The sequence below is a fragment of the Herbaspirillum sp. RV1423 genome (genome assembly GCF_000577615.1).
Classification (GTDB): Bacteria; Pseudomonadota; Gammaproteobacteria; order Burkholderiales; family Burkholderiaceae_D; genus Herbaspirillum.
Genome location: NZ_CBXX010000032.1, coordinates 46,976 through 73,772, shown reverse-complemented (window position 1 = coordinate 73,772; position 26,797 = coordinate 46,976). Strand labels below are relative to the sequence as shown.

The window sequence follows — 26,797 nt, the reverse complement described above, 5'->3', positions numbered from 1 at the left end:
CGCCGTGCCGCCGCAATTGCCGCCGGCATCGTTGGTGATGCAGGTGCCGTTGACGGTGCCCAGCGTGGTGCCGCGATCCATGCGGTATTCGATGGCGCCGGAATACTTCAGGTCGTTGTACTTGTAGGCCGCCGACAAACCGACGGCGTCGCGCTTGAGGTCGCCCGACAAGGGATCGGACAGCGTCCCGGTTTCGTACTTGCCGCCCAGCGTCCAGCGCGTGTTCGGCGCGAAGTCGACGCCGAACGCATGGGTCAGGCTCTTCGGCCCGGCGCCGTTGCTCCAGCGGGTTTCGCCGAACATGCCGACTTGGTCGCTGTAGCGGTAATGGGTGCCGGAAGTGAGCGTGGCCTGGCGGCCGGCATAGTTGCTGTCGGCGCTTTCGGTTTCCATGGTGTAGGTCAGGTAGACCGTGCTGCGGTCGTCGACCTGATAGTCGGCCGACACCCTGCCGCCCGCGCCGCCGTCGCCGCCCGATGCTTCCGCTCCCAGGCGCAGCTTGTCGTTGACGGCCCAACTGCCGCCGACCCCGGCGCGATCGTTGTCGGTACGGTCGCCGTTACGGCTGACCGTACCTTGCACGAAGGCGTAGGAATCCCAGGACTTGTACTTCAGCCCCGGCACGCGCGCGGCGGCGACGCCGACCGCCGAGGTGGCGTCGCGCGTGGCCTTGGCGTCGACGCCGCCGGAGATGCCGGTGGTCGGCACGATCGATGAAGCAGGTCCGTTCTGGTTGGCCGTCAGGAGGCCGGTGCCGCTGGCGGCAGGCGCCGTTCCCAGCGCGGTGGCCGGCACGGCGGCAACCAGGCTGCCGCCGGCTGCGTTATCCCCTGCGGCTTTGGCGGCTTCCAACTCCGCCGCCTTCTCCGCTTCGCCGTCTTCCAGCGGCCGGTAATCGACGCGGAAAATCACGTCGTTGCGCGTGCCGTTCTGGCTCAGGATCGGACTGGCGTTGGTCAGCACGCCATATTGGTTGATGCCGGAGCGCTGGTCGTGCCGGACGCCGGCGGAGACGCCCCATTCGGCATCGATCTTGTGGCGCACCGCCGCTTCGGCGGAGTTGGCGCTCTGGCTGGCGGTGCTGTTGGTCGAATCGCGATAGTCGACCTTGGTGCTCAGTTCGGTCCTGTCGCCCACCGGCACGGTGGCGGCGATGCCTTTCTGCGACAGGCCTTCGCCGCTCGGCAGGGTCGCCCCCGGTCCGGAAAAATTGGGATCGCGCTCCTGCCAATAGGCCGACAGCCGGCCCTGGAATTCGCTGACGTCGGCCAGGTCGATGGCGGTGTCGAGGCGGCGCGCGGTGGCGCCGGCGCCGTTGCGCTGGTTGGCGGTGAAGTCGTAGCCGCCGGTCAGCGAACTCAGGCTCTCGCTGCCGATGCCGCTGGAATGCGCCAGTTCGCCCTTGACCCAGGTGCCGGGCTTGTAGCGGAAGGTGGCGTCGACGCCGCGCAGGTTTTGCTGGTTGTCGTTTTCGCCTTGCCGGTAAATCGTGGTGCCGACGCGCAGGTTGTCGTTGAACCAGTGGCTGGCGCGCAGGCCGAAGGCGCTGGCGCTGATCTCGTTGAGGCCCGGCACGTATTCATAGGTCGTGACCAGATAGACCGGATTGCCGCTGGCCGCCGAGGTCTGCACCAGCGTGCTGCCGTCGGCCACCGAGGGCAACGGCGCGCGCAAGGTCAGGCGGCCCTGCAGGTAGTTGATGTCGTAGTCTTGCGCCGGCGACAGCGGCGTGCGCTGGATCACCAGCCCGGAATCCTTGTCGCGCACTTCCACCCACAGGCGTTCCGAACCTTCGGTCAGGTCGAGGTGGTGCAAGTAATACAGCGAACCGCCGGTGCCGCGGAATTCTTCGCGCGACTGCAAGGTGCCGGGGTCGGCCACGAAGGCGTTCACGGTGGTGACCTTTTCGCCGTACCTGGTGGTGTCCTTGGCGTTCCACAACAGGTTGGCGCCGTACAGGCCGCGGCTGTACTGGGTCAGCTCGGTGCCGGTCCAGGCGGTCTGGAAATTGCCCCACATGACGTAGGAATTGTCCTTTTCCAGCTTGACATAGAACTTGCCCTGCGTCGGCGCGTCGTCGGTGATGGTGCTGTCGTCGCCGTAGACCGGGTAGTAGCGGTCGGGGTCGATGCGGCGCAGCAGATAGTTCGGATCCTTGGTCTGGAAGTTGCTGAACAGGTCGCGCAACGGCTGCTCGCGCGTGTCGGCACTGGCGGTCAGCAGATAGTCGCCCTTGACCTTGCCCTTCAGGTAAAACGCGCCGCGGCCGTCGATCCAGGTTTCATTGTTGTAGTGCGAGGTGTCGGTCGTCACCAGTTGCGCCGGACCCGTGGTGCGGTCGCGCCCCATCGTCAGGTCGCCCACCACGAAATAGAACCATTCCTTGTCGGCGATCGACAGATTGCGGCGGAACGTCGCGCCCTTGCCCTGTGCGTCCTTGACCGATACATCGACCTGATGCGGTCCCGGCGGCAAGATCTGGCGCAGCACGAACTTGCCCTTGTCGTCGACCGGCACGGGCATGCCCATGGCGCTGACGCTGTCGCCGGTCTTGACATGTTCGCCGCTGATCGTGACCGAACCGCCGCGTGCCGGAATGTTCTTGAGATGCAGGCTGGACTCGCCCCAGCCCGAGAGGCGTTCGCGCTCCAGGCGCGCCGCGTCGACCAGCGGATCGGAGCGGTCCGCCAGGCGCAACGGCTTGAGCAACGTCTCGTCGAACCGGCCGTCGCCGTCGACCACACGGATCAGGTAGGCCAGTTCGGAAGGCGCATTGTCGGGCGCCTTCCACTGCACCGCATCGCCGATGGCGAACGGCACCACGGCAAGCGGCGTCTCCTGGGCGTTCTGTCCTTTGGCGAATACGCGCAGTTCGGCGCGCCTGATCCACCAGGAATAGTTGGCGTAGGTGCCAAACACCACCGGCTTGTCGCGCACCGCCGTGCTTTGCAGCACCCAGGCGTTGAGCACCGGCGTGACGTCGAGCGGGTCGAACTTGATCTGGATGTCGGCCTTTTCGAGGCCGACATCGACGCAGCGCTGGCGATCGGCTTCCTGCGCCTTCTTCTCGAGATCGACCGGCTGGCCGTCGACCGTGATCGAAAACGGCATCGCCTCGGCCGGCGCATCGGGGTTGGCGGCGCAGGCATTGTTTTCCACCACCTTTTCGCGCATCACCGCGGCCGGCGCGTTGCTGTACCACACCCGGATTTCGACGCGGCGGTTCTGCGCCATGCCGGCCGGGTTGCCGTTGTCGGCGACCGGCTGCGACTCGCCCTTGCCGCTGACGGAAAACGCCTCGGCCGGCAAGTGCAGGTTTTGTTTCAGGTAAGACGCCACGGCCAGCGCACGCGCTTCCGACAAGGCCTGGTTGTCGGCGAAGGTCGGCCGCAAGGCCGGTGCGATGCGCTGGCTGTCGGTGTGGCCGACGATCTCGACGCGGATGTCGCGCTTGCCCTCCAGCGTGCGCATCAGGCCGTTGAGCACATCGATCGTGCGCGGCAACAGGATCGCCCTGCCGGAAGCGAAGTAACTGCCCCTGACTTCGTCTTCGATGGTGACTTTGTCTTGCGCGGCGCTGTCGGGCGCTGCGGTTTCCAGCATGATTTTGCGTTCGCCGTCCGTCAGCGCCGACGGCGACAGGCCGTCGAAAACGGCGGACTGGTATTCCGTATTCGGCGCGACCGGCGCATCCAGCGTGCGGCTGCGATCGATCATCTTGCCGCGGATGCGCGCGCCGTCTTCCTGCACCTGGCCCGGCCCGGCCGCGACTTCCTGCGCGCGGATTGGCAGGCAGACCAGGCCCAGCGCGCTCAGCACGACGGCCAGTTTCCGCGCGCGCAGCGGCGCGCCGGACTTGGGCTGACGTCTTGTTTTCATTGTGCGTCCTCTGTTTCAATATTGAGCGTGTACTCCCCCTTCAGCGCGCGCCAGCGATCCTGGATCTGCTGGCGGATGGCGTCGATGCGCTTGCCGGCCAGCTCGGCGTCAGCTCCGGGCTGATAGGCCAGGCGGACCACCGACGGCCGCGCCTTCAATTGCTGCGGCAAGGCGTCCAGTTGCTTCTGCCATTGCGGCTGCAACCTGACGCTGCCCGCTTCAAAGGCGGCGTCGTTGAGCTCCATGCGGATCACGCGATGGATGGTGGCGCCGAAGTTGAGCTTGGTGACCTTGCCGCGCGTGATGCGGACGTCGCGCGGATTTTCGGTCGTCAGGCGATAGCCGGTCGGCAGCGTGCGGACGTCGAGCTTCATGACGAAGTTGGAGCCGCGATCCTCGTTCGGGATATCCGGGCAAGGGACGTGGAAGCGTCCTTCCGCATCGGTCATCACCAGCAAGCCGCGCGGCGTGACCACGCGCACCGCCGGAATGCCGGGTTCACCCTGGTCCTGGTAGCCGTTGGCGTTCTGGTCGTCGAAGACCTTGCCGATGATGTCCGGACAATCGAAGGTCGGGTCCGGCACGATGCGCACGGACGCCTGGCCGACGTTGGACAGCACCGAATTGGTGGATCCGGTCACCCACGCCTGGTTGGTATAGGTGCCGTCGCCGACGCCCGAACCGACTGTCAGGATCAGGCGGTAAGTCTTCTTCTCCTTGGGCGCGAAGTTCTGGTTGGGCCAGGTCAGCAGGCGGCCGTTGACCACCGGTTCGACCGCGACGCCATTGAACGATGCGCTGCCGCTGCGGTACTTGAAACCCGGCGGGATCTGGTCGCGCACGCTGGTCGATGAGATCGAATAAGCCTGCTTGTTGGTGGCGGTGATGGTGTAAGGCACCAGGTCGCCGCGCGCCACGTTCACCATCGGCGAGGTCTTGGTCACGTAGATGAGGTCGTTGCTGGCCGGGTCGAGCGGAATGTGGTTGTTGAGGATGTCCGCCGACACGCCGTTGGTGATGAAGAAGCTGAAGTAGTACTGCGATGTGGTCGCTCCGCCCGGCACGATGCCCACGCAGGCTGCCGGATTGGCCGCCGGCACCGATACCGGCGGGGCGGTGTTGCTGGCTTGCACCAGCGCAGGGTTGGGCACGGCGCCGATGTTGGCGGTGCCGACGCACGCCGGCAGATTGGCCGACGGCAGATAGCCGGGCGCGCTGACGGTCAGCGTATAGAGGCCGCTCGGGAACGCGTTCTGCAGCAGGAACTGATAGAAGCCGTCGCTGCTGGTGATCTGCGTGGCGCTGCCGCCCACCAGGTGAGTCGACGGCACGAAGCCGGCCGGACCGCTGATGGTGACCTGCGCGCCGGCGATGGGCTTGCGCGTCAGCGAATCGTAGATGACGCCCGACGGATCGAGCGGCAGGTTCTGCTCGATCACTTCATCCAACGCGGACAGCGTGATGCCGGTGATCTTGCCGCCGCTGGCAGTCACGCCGCGACCGCCGCCGGAAGTAGGCGTTTGCGGCAGCACGTTGCCCTCCTTCGAGAACGAGATGGCAAAACCGGGACCGGTCGGCAAGCCGCTGACTTCATAGCCGGGGCAATGCAGGTTGTCGAACTGGTAGAAGCCGTTGCTGTCGGTCGTGGTGGTGCAGATCGGCACGCCGCCCTGCGTGAGTTGCACGGTCCAGCCGGCGACGCCGGATGCCGAGCCGTCGTCCGGACGCACCCGGCTATGGTCGCGATCGAGGAACACGTAACCGTTGACGATAGGCGGACGCAGCGCCAACGCACCGCCTTCGCCGAAGTTGTAGTTGGTCAGCGTGTCGCCCGCGACCACGTTGACGCTGCGGATCACGTCGGTATTGTTCGACAGCACCGGCTTGGTCGAAGCCGGCACGCCCGGATTACCGGCGGCGATGGTGGTGCGGCCGTCGGCGTACAACGGCGGCTGCACTTCCGTGATGGTGTAACCGCTGCCGTTGCTCGGCTGCAGGTTGGCGAAGCTGTAGCTGCCGTCGGCGGCCGTGGTGGTGCTCAGGTTGACGACGGCGCCGAGATTGTCGGTGCCGGTCAGCTTGACGATGACACCGGCGATGCCTGTTTCGCCGGCGTCAACCACGCCGTTGCCGTTGGTGTCGACATACACCTTGCCCGAGACGACGCCGACCAGGATCGGGATTTCGCCGAAGTTGTTGTCGACCGAAATCGTGTTGGTGCCGGTCAGGCTGATGTTGCTGATGACTGACGGCGTCGTGCCGACCGCGGTCGCGGTACCGCCGGTCGAGCCGGCCGTGGTGATGCCGTTGGCGGTGCGTGCGGGTTGCGTCGGTTCGGTCACGGTGTACGTGCCTTCCGTCAGGCCGCTGAACGTGTAGCGACCATCGGCGCCGGTGGTGGTGGTACGCGTCACGGCGCTGCCGTTGATGTCGGTGCCGGTCAGGTCGATGCGCACGCCAGCCAGGCCGGTCTCGGCATTGTTGAACAGGCCGTCGTTATTGGCGTCGCCGAATACGCGACCGGATACCTGACGACCGCTCGGCACTTCAGCGAAGTTGTTGCCGCCGCTGTTGGTGCCTGGCGGCAGGATGATGCTGCTGATCCGGCTTGGCAATGTGGTCGGACCGGTGACGCTGCCCGCGGTGCCGCCGTTGCCGACAGCGCCGGCAATGGTCAGGCCGTTGGCGGTGTCGGCCGGCTGCGCCGGCTCGCGCACCGAATAGGTGCCCGGCGCCAGGTTGGTGAAGCTGTAAGCGCCCGAGGCATCGGTAGTGGTCGTCGCGATGACGGTTCCCGCGCCGTTTTGCAATTCGATGCTCACGCCGCTCAGCGCGGTGTCGGCCAGCTCCTTCACGCCATTGTTGTTCTGGTCGAGGAAGACGATGCCGCCGATCGAGGACGGCGCCACCTCGGCGAAATTGTTGTTGGGCGATACCGACACCTGGCCGCTGCCATCCTTCAGCAGGACGATGTTGGAAATGCGGCTAGGCGTGGTCGCCACCGGCGTTGCGCTGCCGGGCGTGCCGCCGCCGGCGCCCGCAATCGGGCCTGCGGTGGTAATGCCGTTGCTGGTGCCGGCCGGCTGGGCGGTTTCCGTGACCGTATAGCTGCCCGGCGCGAGACCGGTGAAGGCGTAGTTGCCGAGCGCGTCGCTGACGGTGCCCAGGCTGACCGCGACGTCGTCGCCGCCGCCCGGCACGCCGTCGGCGCCGTAGCTGGTGCCGGTCAATGTCAGGCCGACATTCGCAATGCCGACGTCGGTGCCGATCTCGAACGTACCGTTAGGCGTGACGTTGTTGTCCTTGAACACCTTGCCCGAGATGAAGCCAAGCGGGCTGACGGTGAGATTGGCGGTGGCCGGTTGCACGTTGTTGCCGGCGTTGGTCTTGAGGCCGCCGACCGGGATGAAGTTGTTGTATGTGCCGGTGACAGAACCAGTGACGTCGACGGTGATCGTGCAACCGCCGGCCGGGATGGTCGAGCCGCTGCTGTAGGTCACCGAGCCGCTGCCCGCGACCGCGGTGACGCGCGCCGTGGTGCAGGTTCCGCCCAGGCCGTTCGGTGCAGCGACGACGATATTGCCCGGCGAGGTCGGCAAGGTGTCGACCAGGTCGGCGCTCAATGTCGCCGCGGTGGCATTGGTGTTGCCGAGCACGATGGTCAGCGTCGACTTGGCGTTGGCGGCGATCGACACCGGACTGAACTGCTTGTTGACTGTCGGCGGGTCGAGCAGGGTCAGCGTGGCGTTGGCCGGATTGTCATTGGTCACGCCCTCGGCGGTATTGAGACCGCCAGCCGGGATCGTGTTGACATAGATGCCCGCGATATTGCTCAACACGTCGAACCTGACCAGGCACGAACCGTTGGCCGGAATCGTGGCGCCGGTCAAGGTCACCGCGGTCGCCGACACCGGCGCCGAGACGAAGCCGCCGGCGCAGGTGGTGGAAGCGTTGGGCGTCTGCGCGACCACCACGTTGGCCGGCAGCGCATCGGTGAATGCGGCCGCGGTCAGCGCGGTGGCGTTGCTGTTGCTCAGCGTAATCGTCGCGGTGGACGGGACGCCCGGCGAAGTCTGGGCCGGCGCGAACGCCTTGGCGATTGTCGCCGGGTTCTTGACTTGCAGCGTCGACTTGGCCGGCACGCCGTTCTGCACCGGACCGCCGCTGGTGCCGGTGACGTCGCCGACGGCGATCACGTTCTGGTAGGCGCCGGCAACGGCGGCCTGCACGTCGATTTCACCGTAGCAACTGACCGTCGCGCCGCCGACCGCAGCCGGCAAGGAGCCGCCGGAGATGGTGACCTTGCCAGCCGTCGGCGCGCTGATGGTGGCGCCCGTGCAATCGGTAATCGGATTGGCGCTGGCCGGCACAACCATGCCGGCCGGCAGATTGTCGTTGGCGATGATGTTGGTCAGCGGCACGGCGCCGGCGTTGACCAGCGTCAGGCGCAAACGGGTGCGATCGCCCGGCTTGACGACTGCCGGCGTGAAGCTTTTGCTGACGCCGACGTTGCCGCTCGACGACAGGCTGGTGACTGCCGCCGTGGTGTTGCTCACACCCTGGCTGTTGGCAATCGCACCGACCGGAATGCGGTCCTGCACGGTGCCGGTGGTGACCAGCGTGACGTTGGCGGTGACGGTGCAGGTGGTGCCTGCGCCGCCCGCCAGGTTGGCGTTCGACAAGGTGATGGCAGTTCCGGCCGCATTGGCCGTAACCAGGCCGCCCTGGCAGGTGGTCGCCAGGTTTGGCGACGAGGCCAGTTGGATGCCGTTGAGCGCGCCGCTCGCGAGGCCGTCGACGGTGAAGTAATTGGTCAGCTTGAGATCGCTCAGCGCCAGCGAGGCGTCATTGCGGATGATGATGGTCAGCACGGCCGGTTCGCCCGGCGACAAGCTGGACGTCGCAGTCGTCGCCGATACCGCGCTGACGGTGACCGACACCGCGCCGGCGGAACTGTTGTTGAGCGTCGCCGTGAGCGGCGTGGTGTTGATCACGCCGCCGGTGGCGCTGACGCCGCCGGCCGGGATGGTGTTGGTCCATCCCGCACCGCCGGTGCCGGTGACGTCGAACAGCACATCGCACTGGCCGCTCGGCGGCAGCACGATGCCGCTGACCGCCGCGCTGGCGGCTGCCGGCGTCGCCGTGATGACCGGCGATCCGGCGCAAGTGCTGTAAGCGTTCGACGGCGAAGCCACGGTCATGTTGGTCGGCAGCGGGTCAGTGGCGCTGACGTTGTTGAGCGTGCCGGTGCCGATGTTGGCAAAATGCAGGCGCACGGTGGATTTGCCGCCGGCCGCGATGGTCGTCGGCGAGAATGACTTGGCGGCCTGGAGTGCGGATGAATAGGCCATGCTGGCATTGAAGGCCGTGCTGTTGCTGACGGTCGTCGGCGAGCTGTTGTCCGGGAACTGCTGCGTGCCGGTCAGCGCGCCGATCGGCAGCACATTGAGATAGTTGCCCGCCGCGCCGATGACCTTGACCTGCACCTGGCAAGTGCCGTTGGCGCCGGTGCCGTTGCCGGCGCGCGCCGGAATCGTGGCGCCGCTCAGGCTGACGGTGTTGGCGCCGGGGATGGCGGTAACGGTGCCGCTGGCGCAAGTGGTCGAGACATCGGCCGGATTCGCCACCGTCAGTTGCTGATGCGTGTCAGAACTGATCGGCAAGGTGTCGGTAAACGCGGCGGCCGTGACCGGCTGCGCAGAGACGTTGGTCAGCGTCAGCGTCAACACCGAGACCGTGCCTTCGAAGGCGCTGGCTGGATTGAACACTTTGCCGATGGTCACGGTCGGATCGATGGACGTCGTGACGGCGCTGACATTCGAGTTGAGGATGCCGCCCGTACCGACGCTGCGCGCCGGAATATTATTGATCAGCGTCGCGCCGACCGCGGAGCCCTTCGGCGCCATCGCCCAGAAGGTGATCGCGCAGGTGCCTGCCGACGGACCGCTGCCGGCAGGCACGGTCGGGATCGTGAAATGCAGCGAACCATTGGTGGCCGGCAGTGCCGGGATGTCATGCGTCAAGGCGCCGCAAGCAGCCGTGAGCGTCGGCGCCGGGCTGGGCAGGCCGATCACGCCGGTCGGCAGCACATCGGGCACGCTGACATTGCTGAGCGGCGACGACGAGTAATTATTGACGGTAATGGTGTAGCGGATCGGGTTGCCCGGCGCGACAGCGGTCGGGCTCGAGGTCTTATCGACCAGCAGTTGGTCGACCACGGTGACGGTATGCGTCGCGCTCTGGCTGATGATGCTGGCGTCGCTGGTCTGCACCGCGCCTTCGGCGATGGTGTTGGTAAAAGCCTGCGGCGTGCCGGCCGCCGACAGCGAGCCGACGAACGGCACGGTGATCGTGCAACTGCTGCCGGCGGGAATGCTGCCGCCGGTCATCTGCACGCCGAGGTTGCCCGCCGTGATGCTGACCGCGCCGCCGCAGGTGGTGCTCGGCGCCGCCGCCGGCGAACCCAGCCGTAAACCGGTTGCCACCGATGGCGTGACGCCGTCGATCGGACTGTCGGTAAACGTCGTCAGTGTGATCGGCGTGACCGGGCTGGCGTTGGTCAGCGTGATCGTCAGCGTCGACGCCTGGCCGGCGCTGATGGTGGTCGGATTGAACTGCTTGGTGACTTGCAGGATGGAGCGGATCGACAAGGTCGCGCTCGCATCGGCGGCCGGCGTCAGGTTGCGCAGGTTGCCGAAATCGGCGCTGCGGCGGATGGTGTTGACGACATCCTTGTTATACGCGCCGCTGGTGGTGGTGCCGATCAGGTCGACGCTGAGCGTACACGTGCCGCCGCCGGCTACCGTGCCGCCGAATGCGGTCAGGGTGGTGTCGCCGGCATTGGCGCTGAAGGTCGGCGGCACGCCTGCGCCGCTGCACGTCGTCGAGACGTTGGGCGTAGGGGCGACTGCCAGTCCTGCCGGCAGGATGTCGCGCACCGCGAACGCAGGCGAATCGCCAGCGCCGTTCAGCGGCAGGTTGACGGTGGGATTGCCCGCATTGCTGATTGTGATGGTCAACTTGACGGGCTGGTCGCCCTTGACGATCACCGAAGAAGAAAACGACTTGCTGATGGTCGGCGCGCTCAGCGTGGTGACGTTGATTGATTGCTGCGCCTGGCTGCCGTTGGAAACCGCCCCGGTATCGTCGGTGCCGGTCACGGCGCCGACCGGAATCGTGTTGACCGGCGCGGTGCCGGAAGCGGTCGACGTCACCGGGACATCGATCACGCACTGGCCGTTGGCGCCGCTGCCGGTCGTCACGGCAATCGGCACCGCGCCGCCTGTCAGGCTGATGACGCTGCTGCCGGCGACCGCGGTCAGCGTACCTTGCGTCGCGACGGTCGCGCCGCTGCCGTCGGTGCACGAGTAGGCGACCGTGCCTGCGGCAATCTTGAGCGCCGCCGGCATGGTGTCGGTGAAGCCGACATTGGTCACGGGCGCGTTGGGATTGCTGTTGATGAGACTGATGCGGAACAGCGTCGCATCGCCCGGATTGATCGTCAGCGGATAGGTCGGCTGCGGCACGGTGATGGAAACGTTCAGCGCCGCCATCGACGACGGCGAACACAGCAAGCCGGCCACGCCAAGCACTAAGCTGACGAACGAAGAACGACCAATGGCGAAGCCGAACCAACGGCTGAAAAGACGTGAGCGGTGCATGACGATACCGGATTGTTTTTAAAGACATCGACCGGTCATCGCTCTGCGGCAATAGGGACGGTCGCCCTCGCTGTAAAGATTTGTAAGCGACCGAATTTTGATAGAAATTCCAGGCGACTTTCTGACAAGTTCAGACACGAGCTAACCGTGCCTGACCAATTCTGACGAGTCCTGACATACTTGTTGGTATGGTGCTATACTCGCCGAAATTTTTACAATGGGGAGGGCCTGAAATGGCTCGGGTGCTACTGCTGGAGGATGAAGCCGACCTGCGTAACGAGGTGGCCGATTTTCTTCAGAGCGAGGGGTATGGCGTGACGGAAGCCGGCAGCGTGGCCGATTTCATGCGTCAGGTCGACCTGGCGGACATCGCGATTATCGACGCCGGGCTTCCCGACGGCAACGGCTTCGACGTCACCGAGCAACTGCGCCGCACCCATCCGCATATCGGCACCATCATGCTGACCGCGCGCGGCAGCATCGACGACAAGATAGATGGCCTCAGACGAGGCGCCGATCATTACCTCATCAAGCCGATCCGGCTCAGGGAACTCTCCGCTTATGTATCCTCGGTAAAACGCCGCCTCGGCAAGGAAACCTGGCGCCTGCATTTGCTGGAACGCCGGCTCTATGCTCCCGACGGCCGCTTCAACGAAGTCAACACCATGGAGATCGTGCTGCTGCAACTGCTGGCGCGCAACATGGGCCAGGTCGTGCAGCGGCCGCAAATCGCCAGGGCTTTCGGCGTCGAATGGATCGACTATGACGAGCGTCGCCTGGATCAGATGATCAGCCGCCTGCGCCGCCGCTGGCACAACCTGACCGGAGAAAAGCTACCGCTGCGCACCGAGCACGGGCAGGGTTACAGCTTCTGCGAAAACATCAACGTGGTGGAATGAACGCTAGCGGCGGCGCAAGCTTGGCGCCGCTAGCCGTCGATGGCTTTCTTCAGGACCAGCGCCAGGCGCTTTGCCGTATCGGCATCGGCGACATTGGCGAATCCCAGCAACAAACCCGGTTGCGGCGGCGCATCGAGGTACCAGCGCGACAACGCATGGATGCCGAGGCCCGCCGTGCGGGCACGCTCGGCTATCATGCCGTCGTCCGTGCCGGCAGCCAGTTTCGCCAGGACGCGCAAACCGCCCGCCTGCAGCTCGACGCCGACCCGGCGCCCCAGCACTTCCCGCAATGTCCGGACGAAGAGCGCGTGCCGTTCCCCATACAACAGCCGCATCCTTTTCAGGTGCCGCGAGAAATGGCCCTGGGCGATGAAATCGGCGACGCTGGCCTGGAACAGATAGGGACATCCTGCGTTGAGGCTTTCGCAAACCGACTGGAAGCGCCCGACCGCGCCGGCCGGCGCCACCACGTAGGACAGGCGCAAACCGGGAAACATGACCTTGCTGAAAGTGCCGCAATAGATCACGCGGTCGTCGCGGTCGAGGCTCTTGAGCGCCGGCAAGGGCCGGCCCTGATAGCGGAATTCACTGTCGTAGTCGTCTTCGACGATCCAGCTCCCGGCCTTTCCGGCCCAGGCCAGCAACGCCAGCCGCCGCTCCAGCGACAGCGTCACGCCCAGCGGACTCTGGTGCGAAGGCGTTAGCAGTGCAAAACGCGCATCCGGGCTGCGGCGCACGCCTTCCTCGACGATCATGCCATGTTGGTCCACCGGCACCGGCACCAGCCGGACGCCGGCATTGCGCAAAAAACGCTGCGCCAGCAGATAGCCGGGATCCTCGAACCAGATGGCATCGTCCGGCGCCGCCAGGCTGCGCAGGGTCAACTCCAGCGTGGCGCGATAGCCGGCGGTCACGAATACCTGTTCGGGCACGCAGGACACACCGCGCGACAGGCCCAGGTAGGTGGCGATATGCTCGCGCAGCGGACGGTATCCGGCCGGCTCGGGATAGGCCAGCATCCGTTGTTCGTGGCCGCGCAGGCGATGCGCAACCAGCCGGTTCCAGACCTTGCGCGGGAAGGCATCGAGCGCCGGCAACCCGAGTTGCAGCGGGCGCGGACCGGCTTCATCGTGATCGCGCTGCAATGGGCCCGGCGTCGCCGGACGGTCATTGCGCTTGCGCGGCGCAGCCGGCGGCGGCAATGACGGCGAGACGACGGTGCCGGCCGCGCCCCGGACCTGCAAATACCCCTCGTCGGCCAGGATGCGGTAGGCCGCTTCCACCGTGCCGCGCGCCAGGCTGAGTTCGACCGCCAGGGCGCGCACCGCCGGCACGCGCTGCCCCGCGCGCAGATGGCCTTGCGCGATCGCGGTCTTGAAACGCTGGCAGATCTGCAGGTAAACCGGCAATTCCAGCGTGCGGTCGATACCGAGTTCTAGCGGCGCGGAGGAAGTTTTCATGGACTAGTCGTTCTGGCGTTTTTCTGCCGATATAAATCAGCCAAGATCTTCGCACACTCTGCGCCGCGCAGCACGACCGGCGATGGCTCCGATCACCCCGATGTAAATGGCAAATGCGCTCGCCGACACGACATGACATGTCGGCGCACCGTGTTCAGGCAAGGCGGATGAAATTACCTGGCGATGGCGCAGTCGTGATCCAGCAAGACTTCCGCGCTGCCCGGCTCGCCCTTGTCGAAATTGACCGGCATGTTGACCAGGTAAAAGCCCTCGCCGCCGTCATCGAAACGCGCGCCGGTCAGCAACAGCGACTGCGCGGCCATCGCGCCGGCGGCATAGGCGCTGCGGGCGGCGGCCAGCTTGAACGGGTCCTGCGTCTGCAGCGCCTCGCCCGGCAGGCGCATCACGCTGTAGGTGTGGCCGTCCAGCGCCAGCGGCATCCATTGGCCGAAAGGATCGTTGCGATGCGCGCGCAGCACGCCGGGCATATCGGCACGCACGCAGTCGATGTGGATGTGCAGTTGCAACTGGCTGCGCGCAGCGGCGGAGTTGACTTCCAGCCCGAGCTGGCTCGGCTCCAGCGGCCGCCCGAGCATCTCGCCGACGCGATGGCGCTGCTCCCACGCATAGCGCCAGTAATTGGGTGCATCCGCTTGCAGCAGATCGCGGCTTTCGATGCCGGCCAGGCGCGCCGTTGGGATCAGCAGGTATTGCGCGGCGCCGACGATGTCCTTGAGGATGACGAAGCCGCGCTCGCGGTCGACCATGGCACAGGGCTTGGGGTCGCCCGTGTTGATGCTGTTGGGCACGCATTGCTGGCTGGCGATTTGCCACAACGCATCGGGATTGGCCGCCTGACCGGGCAAGGCAATGCATGCCAGCGCTGCAAACAGTGCGGAGAGGCCGAGAAATGTCAGAAAGGCGCGCATAAGAAGACGATGAGAACTGCGAACGAGTGATTGCAACCGGATCGGGAATTGCAGCTTATCCGATCAATATGTCCTTGCCGTTACGGCGGCATGACAGGATGCGATGAAAATGCTCGAGCATAACTCCCGCCGTCGTCCCGGCGTACACCGAGACCCAGTGTCGTGACGACCTACGCTACGACGCTGGGTCCTGACTTTCGTCAGGACGACGGTTGTGGTGGATTGACGATGCGGCAATGCCGTTCAATGAAGCTCCTTTTCCCGGCCGTCGTCCCGGCGCACGCCGGGACCCAGTGACGTGAGAACGTCCGCTACGACGCTGGGTCCTGACTTTCGTCAGGACGACGGTTGTGATGGACTGACAATGCGGTAATGCCGTTCAATGAAGCCCATTTTCCCGACCGTCGTCCCGGCATACGCCGGGACCCAGTGTCGTGACGACCTACGCTACGACGCTGGGTCCTGACTTTCGTCAGGACGACGGTTGTGGTGGATTGACGATGCGGCAATGCCGTTCAATGAAGCTCCTTTTCCCGGCCGTCGTCCCGGCGCACGCCGGGACCCAGTGACGTGAGAACGTCCGCTACGACGCTGGATCCTGACTTTCGTCAGGACGACGGTTGTGATGGACTGACAATGCGGTAATGCCGTTCAGTGAAGCCTATATTCCCGCCGTCGTCCCGGCGCACGCCGGGACCCAGTGACGTGAGAACGTCCGCTAGGACGCTGGGTCCTGACTTTCGTCAGGACGACGGTTGTGATGGACTGACAATGCGGTAATGCCGTTCAATGAAGCCCATTTTCCCGACCGTCGTCCCGGCGTACGCCGGGACCCAGTGTCGTGACGACCTACGCTACGACGCCGGGTCCTGACTTTCGTCAGGACGACGGTTGTGGTGGATTGACGATGCGGCAATGCCATTTGGTATGCATTGTTGCGTTCACTTGTCCATGTCCTTGGTCGCCTGCACCAGGCATTTCGACAATTTGTCGAAATGCAGCCAGGCGGCCTGGCTCAGCTCGACCTGCTTGCGACGCGGATCGTCGGTGTCGGCCAGGACGATCCAGCCCTTTTCGCGCATCGACTTCAGGCGCGTGTGCAGCATCGCCGGCGAACCGAATTCGCTTTGCGCCATCAGGTCGCGCACCGACAGGCGCTGCTGGTCCTGGCCGGCGCGGGCGATAAAGGCCAGGATCCGGTCTTCCAGCGGATCCAGCGAGGATAGGGAAGGCAAGCCGCGCAAGGCGTTGGCCAGTTGCAGAAAGCGCAGATAGATATCTGCGGGACGATTTGTTTTTTCCATGGCTACTTTTTTGTCTTGTCTTTATGTACAGCCTTTATACAACTTTTCCCTGCTATTTTACTTTTCCCTAGGTTTCGTGATTATGCTCTTAATTTTATAGCGGATAATACGCTGTTGGCGCAACAATTGGCAATCTGCAATCGCTCGCACGCCGCACGCCGCTGCCATTTCGCCACACAAATTCCCATACGCCAGCAAGACGCCATGAAACTGGGTAACATACGCGCCGCTATGGAACCGTTTCCGACACCTTCGTCCAGATTGCGCCTCGGCCTGCTGACCGCCACGGCGACTGCCGTTTGCTATCTGCTTTCCTACATGGCGAACGACTGGCTGTTCAAGCAGACCGAGTTCACCCAGGGCATCGCGTGGATCTATCTGCCCGCGGGCGTGCGCCTGATCTGCACGCTACTGTTCGCGGAAGCGGCGATGTTCGGCATCTTCGCCGCCTCCCTGCTCGCAGCCAGCCTGTACAGCCTGTTTCCGGACGATCCGGTGACCACCGTCGGCTATGCGCTGATCTCTGCACTGGCGCCTTACCTGGCCTATCGCTTCACGCTGGAAGGCATGGATCTGCGGCGCTCGCTGGTCAACCTGACCACCGCCAGGCTGATGACCTGCGTGCTGCTGTATGCCCTCTCCAACCCGCTGCTGCAACTGATCTGGTTCGCCTTCCGCGGCGTCTCCTACCACTTCTGGGCGGGCCTGATCGTGATGTCGATCGGCGACCTCGTCGGCTCGCTGATCGTGGTCTACCTGTTCAAGACCCTGCTGTCCTTCCTGCCGTTTCCACACCGCTGACTTTCCGTTCCTGCGTTTTTGTCCGCGCGTTGTAATACGCCAGAAATAATTCCCCGTTACGCTTCCGCATCGTTATAAAAATTATAGCGATATGGAATTTTACTAGCGGCAGATATTTGATGGGGAGCAGGATCATGCGCAGTTGGGACGAACCGAAGAAACGAAAAGCACGCGTCGAGATCATTCCGATGATCGACGTGATGATGTTCCTGCTGGTGTTCTTCGTGCTGATCAGCCTGAACGTGATTCCGGCGCTGGGCCTCAAAACGCATCTGCCCGGCTCCAGCACCTCGCAGGACCTGAAGCCGCAGAAAAAGGCCATCGTCACGCTCGGCCTGCACGACATAGTCCAGGTTGACGGCGTCGACACGCCGCTGGCGGACCTGGCGGCCAGGCTCAACCAGCTCAAGGACGGCGAAAAGCTGAACGTGATCGTCAACAGCGACCGCGGCGTCGAAGTGCAACGCCTGGTCGATGTCATGGATAAGCTCAAGCAAGGCGGCTTCGATTCGATTTCCATCGCGACGCGCAAGCCATGATCACGTCTCCGCCATTGCTGTTCCGCTTCCGCGAAACGGTCGCGGCCACGCCGTCGCTGCTGGCGCTGATTGCGCTGGCGCTGCTGGGCGTGCAACAGACCGTCAAACTGCAGCGGCATGCCGATGACACGCCGGTGCAGATCGCCCTGGTGGCGCAGGAGCCACCACCGCCGACGCCTCCCAAGCCGCCCCAACCCGAACCGCCGAAGCCGGTCGTTCCGCCTCCGCAGCCCACACCCAAACCGACGCCCCAGCCCGTCCAAAAACCTGCGCCGGCCGCGCCGAAGGACTTGCCCGGTCCGGTGACGCCGAGCCAGACCGGCACACCGGAACTGCCCGCCGCACCGGCGCGAGCGACCGAGCCGGTGCCGCCTGCGCCGGTTCCGGCAGCAGCGCCGATACCGCCGGCGCCCGCCGTTGCAGCCAAGCCGACCACGACCAGCGTCGAAGCTGAATACGTCGGCAAATTGCGCGCGCATCTGAACAGCATCAAACGCTATCCGACCGGCCGCGAAGCCAGCCAGCAGCGGCCGCAAGGCAAGGTCAGGATCTGGTTCGTGCTCCGGCGCGACGGCACCGTCGTCGATGTCGGCATCGACCAGTCGTCGAACTCGATGCTGCTCGACGAGGCGGCGCGCAAGACCATCAACCGCGCCGGTTTCAGCGCCTTTCCCGACGCCACCTGGGCAGGCGAAAGCGCCCATCGTTTCACCGCAGAGTTGGAATTCATCCCGTCGGCCGGCTGAGGTTGCCGCGCCGCCGGGCGTCCACGCATTTTTATGACAACGTAAAACCTTCAGGGGAGTAAGAACATGCAACAGAGACTGACCCGGTTATCACTGCTGATCTCCGGAATATTCATGGCATCCAGCCCGGCCGCATTTGCCGCTGACACCACCGAAGTCGGCAAGGTCACCGTGCAAGGCACCGCCGGCACCGCGCAAGACAGCGGCCTGATCCAGGCGGAAGAAACGCCCAAGGCGCGCAGCTCGGTCAACCGCAGTTATATGGAAAAGCAAAGCCCGACCGGCAATCCCTACCAGATGATCAACCTGCTGCCCGGCGTCAATACCTACGACAACGACGGCACCGGCCTGTTCGGCGGCAACATCCGCGTGCGCGGCTTCAACAGCGACCAGCTCGGCTTCACCATCAACGGCGCGCCGGTCAACGATTCGGGCAGCTTCTCGGTCTATCCGCAGGAATACACCGATGCGGAAAATCTTTGCGAAATCTTCGTCACGCAAGGTTCGACCGACACCGAAGCGCCGCACGTCGGCGCTTCCGGCGGCAACATCGGCATGACCATGTGCAGCCCGGAAGACGAACGCCGCTTCCGCACCTCGGTGACCTTCGGTTCCAACAACCTGCGCAAGGAATATGTGCGCATGGATTCGGGCAAGATCTTCGACGGCAAATTCAAGTTCTTCCTCTCCTACTCGAACACCACGGCGGACAAGTTCAAGGGCGAAGGCGGCGCCGACAAGCAGCATCTGGACTTCAACAGCAAGCTCGATCTCGGCAGCGGCAGCTTCATCGACACCGGCTTCATGTACAACACCGCGGTCAACAACAACTACCGTTCGCTGACCAAGGCGCAGATTGCGCAATTCGGCCGCGATTACGATTTCGGCACCAAGGTGCCGGTGCATCAGCCCGGCGGTCCGGGTGCGCAGAACGACACCAACTATGGACCCAACGCCGGCATCAACAACGGCAACAAGGATCTGTACTACGGCTATAACCTGAATCCGTTCCGCAATTACCTGGCGACGATGAACGCCCACTTCCAGTTGACGCCGACTTCCAGCGTCGACGTCAATCCTTACATGTGGTACGGCTTCGGCACCGGCGGCAACCAGTTGCAAACGCTGACCGAAGGCAATGCCGGCAACCAGTTGGGTCGCGGCGTGCGCGACATCAACGGCGACGGCGACACCCTCGACACCGTGTTCGTCTATGAAGGCAGCCGCACCCGCACCTTCCGTCCGGGCGTCACGCTGAAGTACAACCAGCAGATCGACAACCATCGCCTGATGTTCGGCTACTGGTACGAGCGCGCCCGCCACCAGCAAACCGGTCAGTACTCGACCATCGACAACAACGGCAATCCGGCCGACCTGTGGCAAAACAATTCCGGCGCCTGGCTGAAGAACCAGGACGGCAGTTATGTGCAATACCGCGACACGCTGACCATCAGCACCGGCAAATCGGCCTTCGTCCAGGACAGCATCAGCATGATGCAGGACAAGCTGAACCTGCAACTGGGCGCGCGCTATTCCAGCATCGACCGCGATTTCACCAACAATCCGAGCCAGAGCGCCGGCGGCTTCTATACGCTGAAGAAGTCGTACTCCGACCTGCTGCCGAGCTTCGGCCTGAAATACCAGATCGACCAGGCGCAATCGGTGTTCTTCAACGCCGCCAAGAACTTCAAGGCGCCGGGCAACTTCTCCTATTTCGGCCTGATCTCGGGCGGCAATTTCGTCAACGGCGTCTATACCGGCGGCACCGTGCGCAACGTCCCGGTGGACAAGGAAACGTCCTGGAACTACGACCTCGGCTACCGCTACGCGACCGACAAGTGGAACGTCTCCGGCTCGCTGTTCTATGTCGATTACCATAACCGCATCGCCTCTTCCTACAATCCCGAAACCGCCAGCCGCACCGACTACAACGTCGGCGATTCGACCTCCAAGGGTTTCGAGCTGGAGTCCGGTTATGCGCTGACCCGCAACCTGTCGTTGTACGGTTCGCTGTCCTACATCAAGAGCAAGATGCAGGACAACATGCCCTGGGCCGCCAACTTCTCGATGCCGACCGCCGGCAAGGAGTTCCCCGATACGCCTAACTGGCTAAGCGGCCTGAGCCTGCAATATGCGCAGGATAGCTGGTACGTGTTCGGCCAGGCCAAGTACACCGGCCGCCGTTACACCACGCTGGTCAACGACGATGCGATCGGCGGTTACACAGTGTTCAATGCCGGCGCCGGCTATACCTTCCCGTCGGCGGCATGGATCAAGAAACCGACCGTGCGCTTCAACATCGCCAACCTGTTCGACAAGCAGTACCTGAACCTGAGCTCGGGCAGCGGCAGCCAGTTCACCACCAATGCGGTGGCGATCGGCGCCGCGGCTCCGGCGACGGCGCCATCGTTTTATGTGAGCGCGCCGCGCACCTTCACAGTCACCCTGACGGCGGATTTCTGATCGCACGTCCCCTTGGGCGGCGGACGGGCTGAGGTCCGCCCGCCGCCCTGAACACCCGCAAGAGAGGCAATCATGAACATGCAAATACTCCACGAAATCGCTTTTTACCTGATGTACGCCTGCGCGGCGCTGGCGATCTTCGTGATCGTCGAACGCGGCCTGTTTTTCGGCTACACGCTGCGCCAGGCGGTCGGACTTGAAAAAGCCATGTCGCACGCCGTACAGCATGTGCGCGAACTGCCCGCCGAACTGACCGCGCGCCCCAGCCTGCCGCTGGCGCTGGTCACCGAGATCCTCGCCGAAAAGCATCACCTCGCCTCGGAAAAGGACCTGGAAGATTTCAGCGAATCGGTCTACATCGCCAATCGCGGCGCGGTGCAGGAGCGCCTGTGGATACTCGACACCATCGTGACCGCCGCGCCGCTGCTGGGCCTGCTCGGCACGATCCTGGGCATCATCGACACCTTCAAGGCGCTGGCCGTCTCCGGCGTGTCCGATCCCGGCCAGGTCTCGCAAGGCATCGGCACCGCGCTCTACGCCACGGCGCTGGGCATCGGCATCGCAGTGACCGGCATGTTCTTCTTCAACCTGTTCCAGGAACGCATCGAACGCATCAACGATCATCTCAAGGTCCTGATGCTGCGCGCCTGCGTCGGACGCAGCGCCGAACATCCGGGCAACAATAAATTGCACGCCGCCTGAACCGCTTTATCATGCCGTCAAACCACCGAACCTCCATCATGCGCAGACTGCTTATCGCCTTCGGCATCGCCCTTGCCCTGCACGGCAACGCCAGGGCCGACTTCGACATCCCCGGCTTCGAACTGGTGCACACCGTGCCGCAGGAGACGGCATTGCCGACACCGGACCTGCGCGACGCCTTCACGGTCTGGAACGGCATGTTCGATGCCGCGAAACATGACATCGCGCTGGGCCAGTTCTACGTCGCCGGCAAACCCGGCGAGGCGCTCGACGGCATCATCGCGCATCTTGCCGCCGCCGGACAACGCGGCGTGAAGATCCGCTTCCTGATGGAAAAGAAAGGCGAATTCGCCTCCGACCAGGCCACCATCGACAAGCTGAAGCAGATTCCCAACCTGGAATTCCGCCAGCTCGATTATTCGAAACTGACCGGCAACGGCATCATCCATGCCAAATATCTGGTGATCGATGGCGAAAGCGCCTATGTCGGCAGCCAGAACTTCGACTGGCGTTCGTTCAGCCATATCCATGAGACCGGCCTGCGCATCACGGACGCGGCGATCGCAAAACAAGTGCAGCAAATCTTTGAGTTCGACTGGAACGCGCAGGCGCTGGTGGCGCAAGGCAAGACCGTCGCGCCGCTCAACACCGGCGTGGTTCCTGCCGACGACCGCCAGGCGGCTTATCTGGTCGCCAGCCCCAATGCCTTCAATCCGGCCGGCGTCGGCGATTCGCAAACCGAACTGGTGCGTCTGCTGGCGGCCGCCAAAACCGAGGTGCGCGTGCAACTGCTCGACTACGCGCCGCTCAGCTACGGCCCGAACAAGACGCGGCCCTATTACGCCGTGATCGACAACGCCATCCGTGCGGCGCTGGCGCGCGGCGTCAAGGTCAAGCTGATGGTATCGAACTGGAATACGGAGCAACCCGCGATCCGCTACCTGCAAAGCCTGGCCGTGCTGCCGAACATGGAAATCCGCATCGTCACGCTGCCGCAGGCGTCCTCCGGTTTCATCCCGTTCGCGCGCGTGATCCACACCAAGTCCATGTCCATCGACGGCCAGGTGGCCTGGATCGGCACCAGCAACTGGAGCGGCGGCTATCTCGACAATTCGCGCAACCTGGAAATCGTGATGCGCAACGAAAAAATGGCCAGGCGCATCGCCGAACTGCATGAACAGACCTGGAGCTCGGCCTATGCCCAGCCCATCGACGTGCTGAAGAATTATCCGAAGCCGGTCAAGGGCAAAGAGTAAGCCATCGCAAGTTGCGCTACATTGGAGACTTCGACATCGCGCATGACGGAGTTTCCATGAAAGCCATCCCGAGCATTACCCTCAAGAACGGCGACCGCGTGCCCGCGCTGGGCCAGGGCACCTGGAACATGGGCGAATCGGCCGCCCGCGCCGCCGATGAGGTACGCGCCTTGCAACACGGCATCGACCTCGGCATGACGCTGATCGACACCGCCGAAATGTATGGCGACGGCGGCGCCGAAAAAGTCGTCGGCAAAGCCATCGCCGGCCGCCGCGACGAGGTCTACCTGGTCAGCAAGGTGCTACCCTTCAATGCCTCGCGGCAAGGCACGGTCAAGGCCTGCGAAGCCAGCCTCAAACGGCTCGGCGTCGAACGCATCGATCTCTACCTGCTGCACTGGCGCGGCACGCATCCCTTCGCCGCCACGATCGCCGCGATGGAAACGCTGATCGGCCAGGGCAAGATCGGCGCCTGGGGCGTCAGCAACCTCGACAACGACGACATGCACGAACTGCTGGCGCTGGAGCATGGCGGCCATGCGCAAGCCAACCAGGTGCTGTACAACCTGTCGCGGCGCGGCATCGAGTTCGACCTGCAACCTTACTGCGCCGAACAGGACATCGCCATCATGGCCTATTCGCCGATCGAACAGGGACGCCTGCTCAAGGATGCCACGCTGGCGGCGGTGGCCAGACGCCACGGCGCCACGCCGGCGCAGGTCGCGCTGGCATGGACGCTGCGCCGCCCCGGCGTGATCTCGATTCCCAAAGCCTCCGTCGTCGCACATGTCCAGGAAAATCGCGCCTGCCTCGACCTGGCGCTGGACGCCGCCGACCTCGCCGAACTGGACCAGGCTTTCGCGCCGCCGAAGAAACGCCGCCCGCTCGAGATGTTGTAAGGGAATTTGAAAGCAAGCGACGGAGTGCCGCCGTCGCACCGCCCTTCTACACTGCCCGGTCTGTGCCGACGAGCATGTGAAAGGATGAATCGATGAACACCGTTGCAGAACGCGCCAACGCCATCGCGCGGCGTATCCATGCGCTGGACTGGCAGGATATCGGGACCGAGCTGGACCGGTACGGCTGCGCCGCGTTGCCGGCATTGCTGACCGCGCCGGAATGCGATGCGCTGATCGCGCGCTATGCCGACGACGACATCTACCGCAGCCGCGTGGTGATGGAACACCACGGTTTCGGACGCGGCGAATACAAATACTACAACTATCCCTTGCCCGATCCCATCGACGCATTGCGCGACGCCTCCTACCCGCATCTGGCGCCGCACGCCAATCGCTGGAACGAAGCGATGGGCGTCGATGTGCGCTACCCCGCCGCGCATGCGCAATTCCTCGCCCGCTGCCGTGCCGCCGGCCAGTTGCGGCCGACGCCGTTGATCCTCAGATACGAAACGGGAGATTACAACTGCCTGCATCAGGATTTGTACGGCGAACATGTGTTCCCGATCCAGATGGCGATCCTGCTGTCGGAACCGGGCCGCGACTTCAGCGGCGGCGAGTTCGTGATGACCGAGCAGCGCCCGCGCATGCAGTCGCGCGCCGAGGTGGTGCCGCTACGCAAGGGCGACGCCGTGCTGTTCGCGGTCAATGAAAGGCCGGTGCAAGGATCGCGCGGCTTTTACCGCGTCAGGATGCGGCACGGCGTAAGCCGTTTGCGCTCGGGAAGCCGTTATACGCTGGGCGTGATTTTTCATGACGCGCTTTGAATCGTTCGACCGATCATCGAAATAAATCCGGGGGACGCGATATTTAAGACTATTCCTATATTCACCTTGTCGACGGCTTTTTACACTAGCGCAGCCAAATCAGACAACAAGGGGAATAGTTCATGCAAAGCAACGCGACGCGGCTGCTGGGCGGCATCGTCGCGATGCTTGCCATCGGCGCCGCCCAGGCACAATCCACCGGCGCCGGGATATCCGCCAACCAGGAACAACTGCAGCGCGAACGCGAGCGTTTGTTGCGTCGACAACAAGAGCAAGCGCCCGATGTTCGGTTGCCGCCGTCCAAAGAGCTTGACGTATCGACGGTCTTTCCGGTCGAGGAGTCGCCTTGCTTCCCCATTTCCAAAATCAGCCTGATCGGCCAGGCTGCGGAACGCTTTCAATTTGCATTGGACAGCGTCACCGGCAAGGACGGCGCAATCGGACGTTGCCTGGGGACGGAAGGCGTCAATACCGTCATCGCCCGTATGCAAAATGCCCTGATCGCGCGCGGCTACACAACCACCCAGGTACGCGCCGCACTGCAAAACCTCAAGACAGGCGAACTGGTCCTGACCGTCTTGCCTGGCCATGTGCGCCACATCCGTTTTGCACCTGACGCCAGCCCGCGCGGCACCGCCTGGAATGCCCTGCCGATCAAGGAAGGCGACATCCTCAATCTGCGCGATATGGAACAAGGACTGGAGAATTTCAAACGCGTACCGACGGCAAGCGCCGATATTCGGATGACTCCCACTGAAACCGCCGAGCAGCCCGGCGACAGCGACCTGGTAATCGATTACCGGCAAGGTTTCCCATTCCGATTCAATGTCACGCTCGACGATGGCGGCGCCAAAGCCACCGGCACATACCAGGCGGGCGCCACGCTGTCTTATGACAACTGGTGGACACTCAACGATCTGTTCTATGCGAGCTGGAATCGCAGTCTCGGCCACTATGGCGATCAGGGCGTCAACAGCTACACGGTCCATTACTCGGTCCCGGCCGGTTACTGGATGCTGGGCGGCACCTTGTCAGGCAGTCGCTACCACCAGCAAGTCGCCGGCGCCGATCCGGCAAATCCGATTGTCTACAGCGGGCAAAGCGAAAACGCAGAATTGAAACTGTCCCGTTTGATTTACCGCGACAACGTGGGTAAAACGACGCTGTCGCTCAAGGGATTGCTGCGCACCTCGCGCAATTTCATCGACGACACCGAAGTCGGGCCGCAACGCCATCAAACCAGCGCCTGGGAAGCCGGCATCAACCATCGTGAATTCATCGGCAACGCCACCGTCGATGCCAATATCGCCTATCGGCGCGCACTCGACAAGCAAGGCAAGGAACCGGAGTCATCGATTGAACTGCCGCAACTGGCGACGCGCTACAGCCTGTTTCTGGCCGATGCGAATCTCAATGCGCCATTCCAGATTGGCAATCGGCACTTGCGCTACAACGGCAGCGTCCGCGCGCAATGGAATCGCGGCGCATTGCCTGCCCAGGATCAGTTTTCCATCGGCGGCCGCTACACCGTGCGCGGCTTCGACGGCGAACTGATCCTGCAAGCCGAACGCGGCTGGTTGATGCGCAACGAACTGGCACTGATGCTTGGTCAAAGCAATCAGGAACTGTATGCCGGCATTGACGCCGGCCAGGTCAGCGGACCCTCGGCGCAATATCTTCTTGGAGAGCGTCTGGCCGGTGCGGTCATCGGCTTGCGCGGTGCATTCTGGAAGGTAGGCTATGACGCTTTTATCGCCACGCCGCTGGACAGGCCGGAGGGGTTCAGGACGGTGGCGATCACTGGCGGGTTCAGTTTAAATATCTCTTTCTGATTACTGACCATTTCGAGATAAATTGAACGTGGCCATAAGGGCCTGGTGTCGTCGCCTGATGTCATGGCGAGCTGGTTGGTTGCGTTGACATGCGTAGTGGTGTGGTCGCTGTCGCTGCCGTCTCCCTTGCCGCGACTGCCGGAGGCGCTGGCATTGACCATGAAGCCGGAGCTGCCGATGGAGAAGCCGACGCTGGCTGAACTGCCCTTGTTGGCGCTGTGCTCTTCGTTGCTGTTGCGTTGGCCGGTCAGGTTGATCTGGTTGTCGGCCTGGAGGTTGACGTTGGTGCCGCTGACTTCGCTGCCGCCGATGGCGAGGTTGCTGTCGTGGCCGGCGCCGGTGGCAATGATATTGGTATTGCCGCCTGCGGCCACGGTGGAGCTGGCCGACGTCGTACTGTTTTGCACGGTGTTGCTCTGGTTGCTGGAGCTGCCCATCGAGACGGCGAGATCGATACCGCCGGCCGGGGCGGCGCTGCCTGACACGGCGACGGCGGCGTTTGCTACGGCCAAGGCGCTGGCAGCATCGGCCAGCACTTTGCTGCGGCCGTTCTTGGTCTTTTGTTTGGCGTCTTGCATGCTCATCACCGTCTGCACGGCAGAT

At 63.8% G+C, this 26,797-nt stretch carries 16 protein-coding genes; 10 read left to right on the top strand and 6 right to left on the bottom strand.

Going from position 1 to position 26,797, the window contains the following annotated elements; translation table 11 throughout:
- On the bottom strand, positions 1-3,879 hold a 3,879-nt coding region (locus RV1423_RS21775; protein WP_051516846.1), incomplete at its 3' end, for an OmpA family protein.
- Positions 3,876-11,540: an SdrD B-like domain-containing protein gene (locus RV1423_RS21770; protein WP_051516845.1), complete on the bottom strand. Its 7,665-nt coding sequence runs from the start codon at positions 11,538-11,540 to the stop codon at positions 3,876-3,878. The genes RV1423_RS21775 and RV1423_RS21770, both read right to left, overlap by 4 nt.
- A gap of 233 nt (positions 11,541-11,773) precedes the next feature.
- Here RV1423_RS21770 and RV1423_RS21765 point away from each other — a divergent pair, with 233 nt between their 5' ends.
- Positions 11,774-12,439, top strand: coding sequence for a response regulator transcription factor (locus RV1423_RS21765; RefSeq protein ID WP_034301310.1), 666 nt, complete (start codon positions 11,774-11,776; stop codon positions 12,437-12,439).
- Positions 12,440-12,468: 29 nt separating this feature from the next.
- Here RV1423_RS21765 and RV1423_RS21760 read toward each other — a convergent pair whose 3' ends face one another.
- The 3 genes from RV1423_RS21760 to RV1423_RS21750 form a co-directional block, all read right to left on the bottom strand.
- Entirely contained in the window at positions 12,469-13,899 is a 1,431-nt protein-coding gene (locus tag RV1423_RS21760; RefSeq protein ID WP_034301308.1) for a PLP-dependent aminotransferase family protein, read from the bottom strand.
- A 173-nt stretch (positions 13,900-14,072) separates the two neighbouring features.
- The gene (locus tag RV1423_RS21755; RefSeq protein ID WP_051516844.1) at positions 14,073-14,828 is read right to left on the bottom strand and encodes a CDP-diacylglycerol diphosphatase; all 756 of its coding nucleotides are present in this window, start codon (positions 14,826-14,828) and stop codon (positions 14,073-14,075) included.
- A gap of 941 nt (positions 14,829-15,769) precedes the next feature.
- Entirely contained in the window at positions 15,770-16,132 is a 363-nt protein-coding gene (locus tag RV1423_RS21750) for a helix-turn-helix domain-containing protein (RefSeq protein ID WP_034301305.1), read from the bottom strand.
- A 204-nt stretch (positions 16,133-16,336) separates the two neighbouring features.
- On the opposite strand from RV1423_RS21750, the gene RV1423_RS21745 reads away from it, so the two are divergent.
- The 9 genes from RV1423_RS21745 to RV1423_RS21705 all read left to right on the top strand — a co-directional run bounded on the left by RV1423_RS21745 (position 16,337) and on the right by RV1423_RS21705 (position 26,194).
- Positions 16,337-16,933: a hypothetical protein gene (locus RV1423_RS21745; protein WP_231502468.1), complete on the top strand. Its 597-nt coding sequence runs from the start codon at positions 16,337-16,339 to the stop codon at positions 16,931-16,933.
- Positions 16,934-17,067: 134 nt separating this feature from the next.
- Positions 17,068-17,472 carry a biopolymer transporter ExbD gene (locus RV1423_RS21740; RefSeq protein WP_034301302.1) on the top strand — a complete coding sequence of 135 codons (405 nt, stop codon included), beginning with the start codon at positions 17,068-17,070 and terminating at the stop codon, positions 17,470-17,472.
- Positions 17,469-18,218: a TonB family protein gene (locus tag RV1423_RS21735; RefSeq protein WP_231502466.1), complete on the top strand. Its 750-nt coding sequence runs from the start codon at positions 17,469-17,471 to the stop codon at positions 18,216-18,218. Before RV1423_RS21740 ends, RV1423_RS21735 begins: the two co-directional genes overlap by 4 nt.
- Positions 18,219-18,284: 66 nt before the next feature.
- The gene (locus RV1423_RS21730) at positions 18,285-20,681 is read left to right on the top strand and encodes a TonB-dependent receptor (protein WP_034301300.1); all 2,397 of its coding nucleotides are present in this window, start codon (positions 18,285-18,287) and stop codon (positions 20,679-20,681) included.
- Positions 20,682-20,753: 72 nt separating this feature from the next.
- Positions 20,754-21,383: a MotA/TolQ/ExbB proton channel family protein gene (locus RV1423_RS21725; RefSeq protein WP_034301297.1), complete on the top strand. Its 630-nt coding sequence runs from the start codon at positions 20,754-20,756 to the stop codon at positions 21,381-21,383.
- 38 nt (positions 21,384-21,421) lie between these two features.
- Positions 21,422-22,639: a phospholipase D-like domain-containing protein gene (locus RV1423_RS21720; protein WP_034301295.1), complete on the top strand. Its 1,218-nt coding sequence runs from the start codon at positions 21,422-21,424 to the stop codon at positions 22,637-22,639.
- A 56-nt stretch (positions 22,640-22,695) separates the two neighbouring features.
- On the top strand, positions 22,696-23,538 hold the full coding sequence (locus RV1423_RS21715) for an aldo/keto reductase (protein WP_034301293.1): 843 nt from the start codon (positions 22,696-22,698) through the stop codon (positions 23,536-23,538).
- Between the two features lie 92 nt (positions 23,539-23,630).
- On the top strand, positions 23,631-24,362 hold the full coding sequence (locus RV1423_RS21710; RefSeq protein WP_034301290.1) for a 2OG-Fe(II) oxygenase: 732 nt from the start codon (positions 23,631-23,633) through the stop codon (positions 24,360-24,362).
- A gap of 122 nt (positions 24,363-24,484) precedes the next feature.
- On the top strand, positions 24,485-26,194 hold the full coding sequence (locus RV1423_RS21705) for a ShlB/FhaC/HecB family hemolysin secretion/activation protein (RefSeq protein WP_155835211.1): 1,710 nt from the start codon (positions 24,485-24,487) through the stop codon (positions 26,192-26,194).
- Here RV1423_RS21705 and RV1423_RS21700 read toward each other — a convergent pair.
- Positions 26,101-26,772, bottom strand: coding sequence for a hemagglutinin repeat-containing protein (locus tag RV1423_RS21700; protein ID WP_197034985.1), 672 nt, complete (start codon positions 26,770-26,772; stop codon positions 26,101-26,103). The genes RV1423_RS21705 and RV1423_RS21700 overlap by 94 nt on opposite strands.
- Between the last annotated feature and the right edge of the window lie 25 nt (positions 26,773-26,797).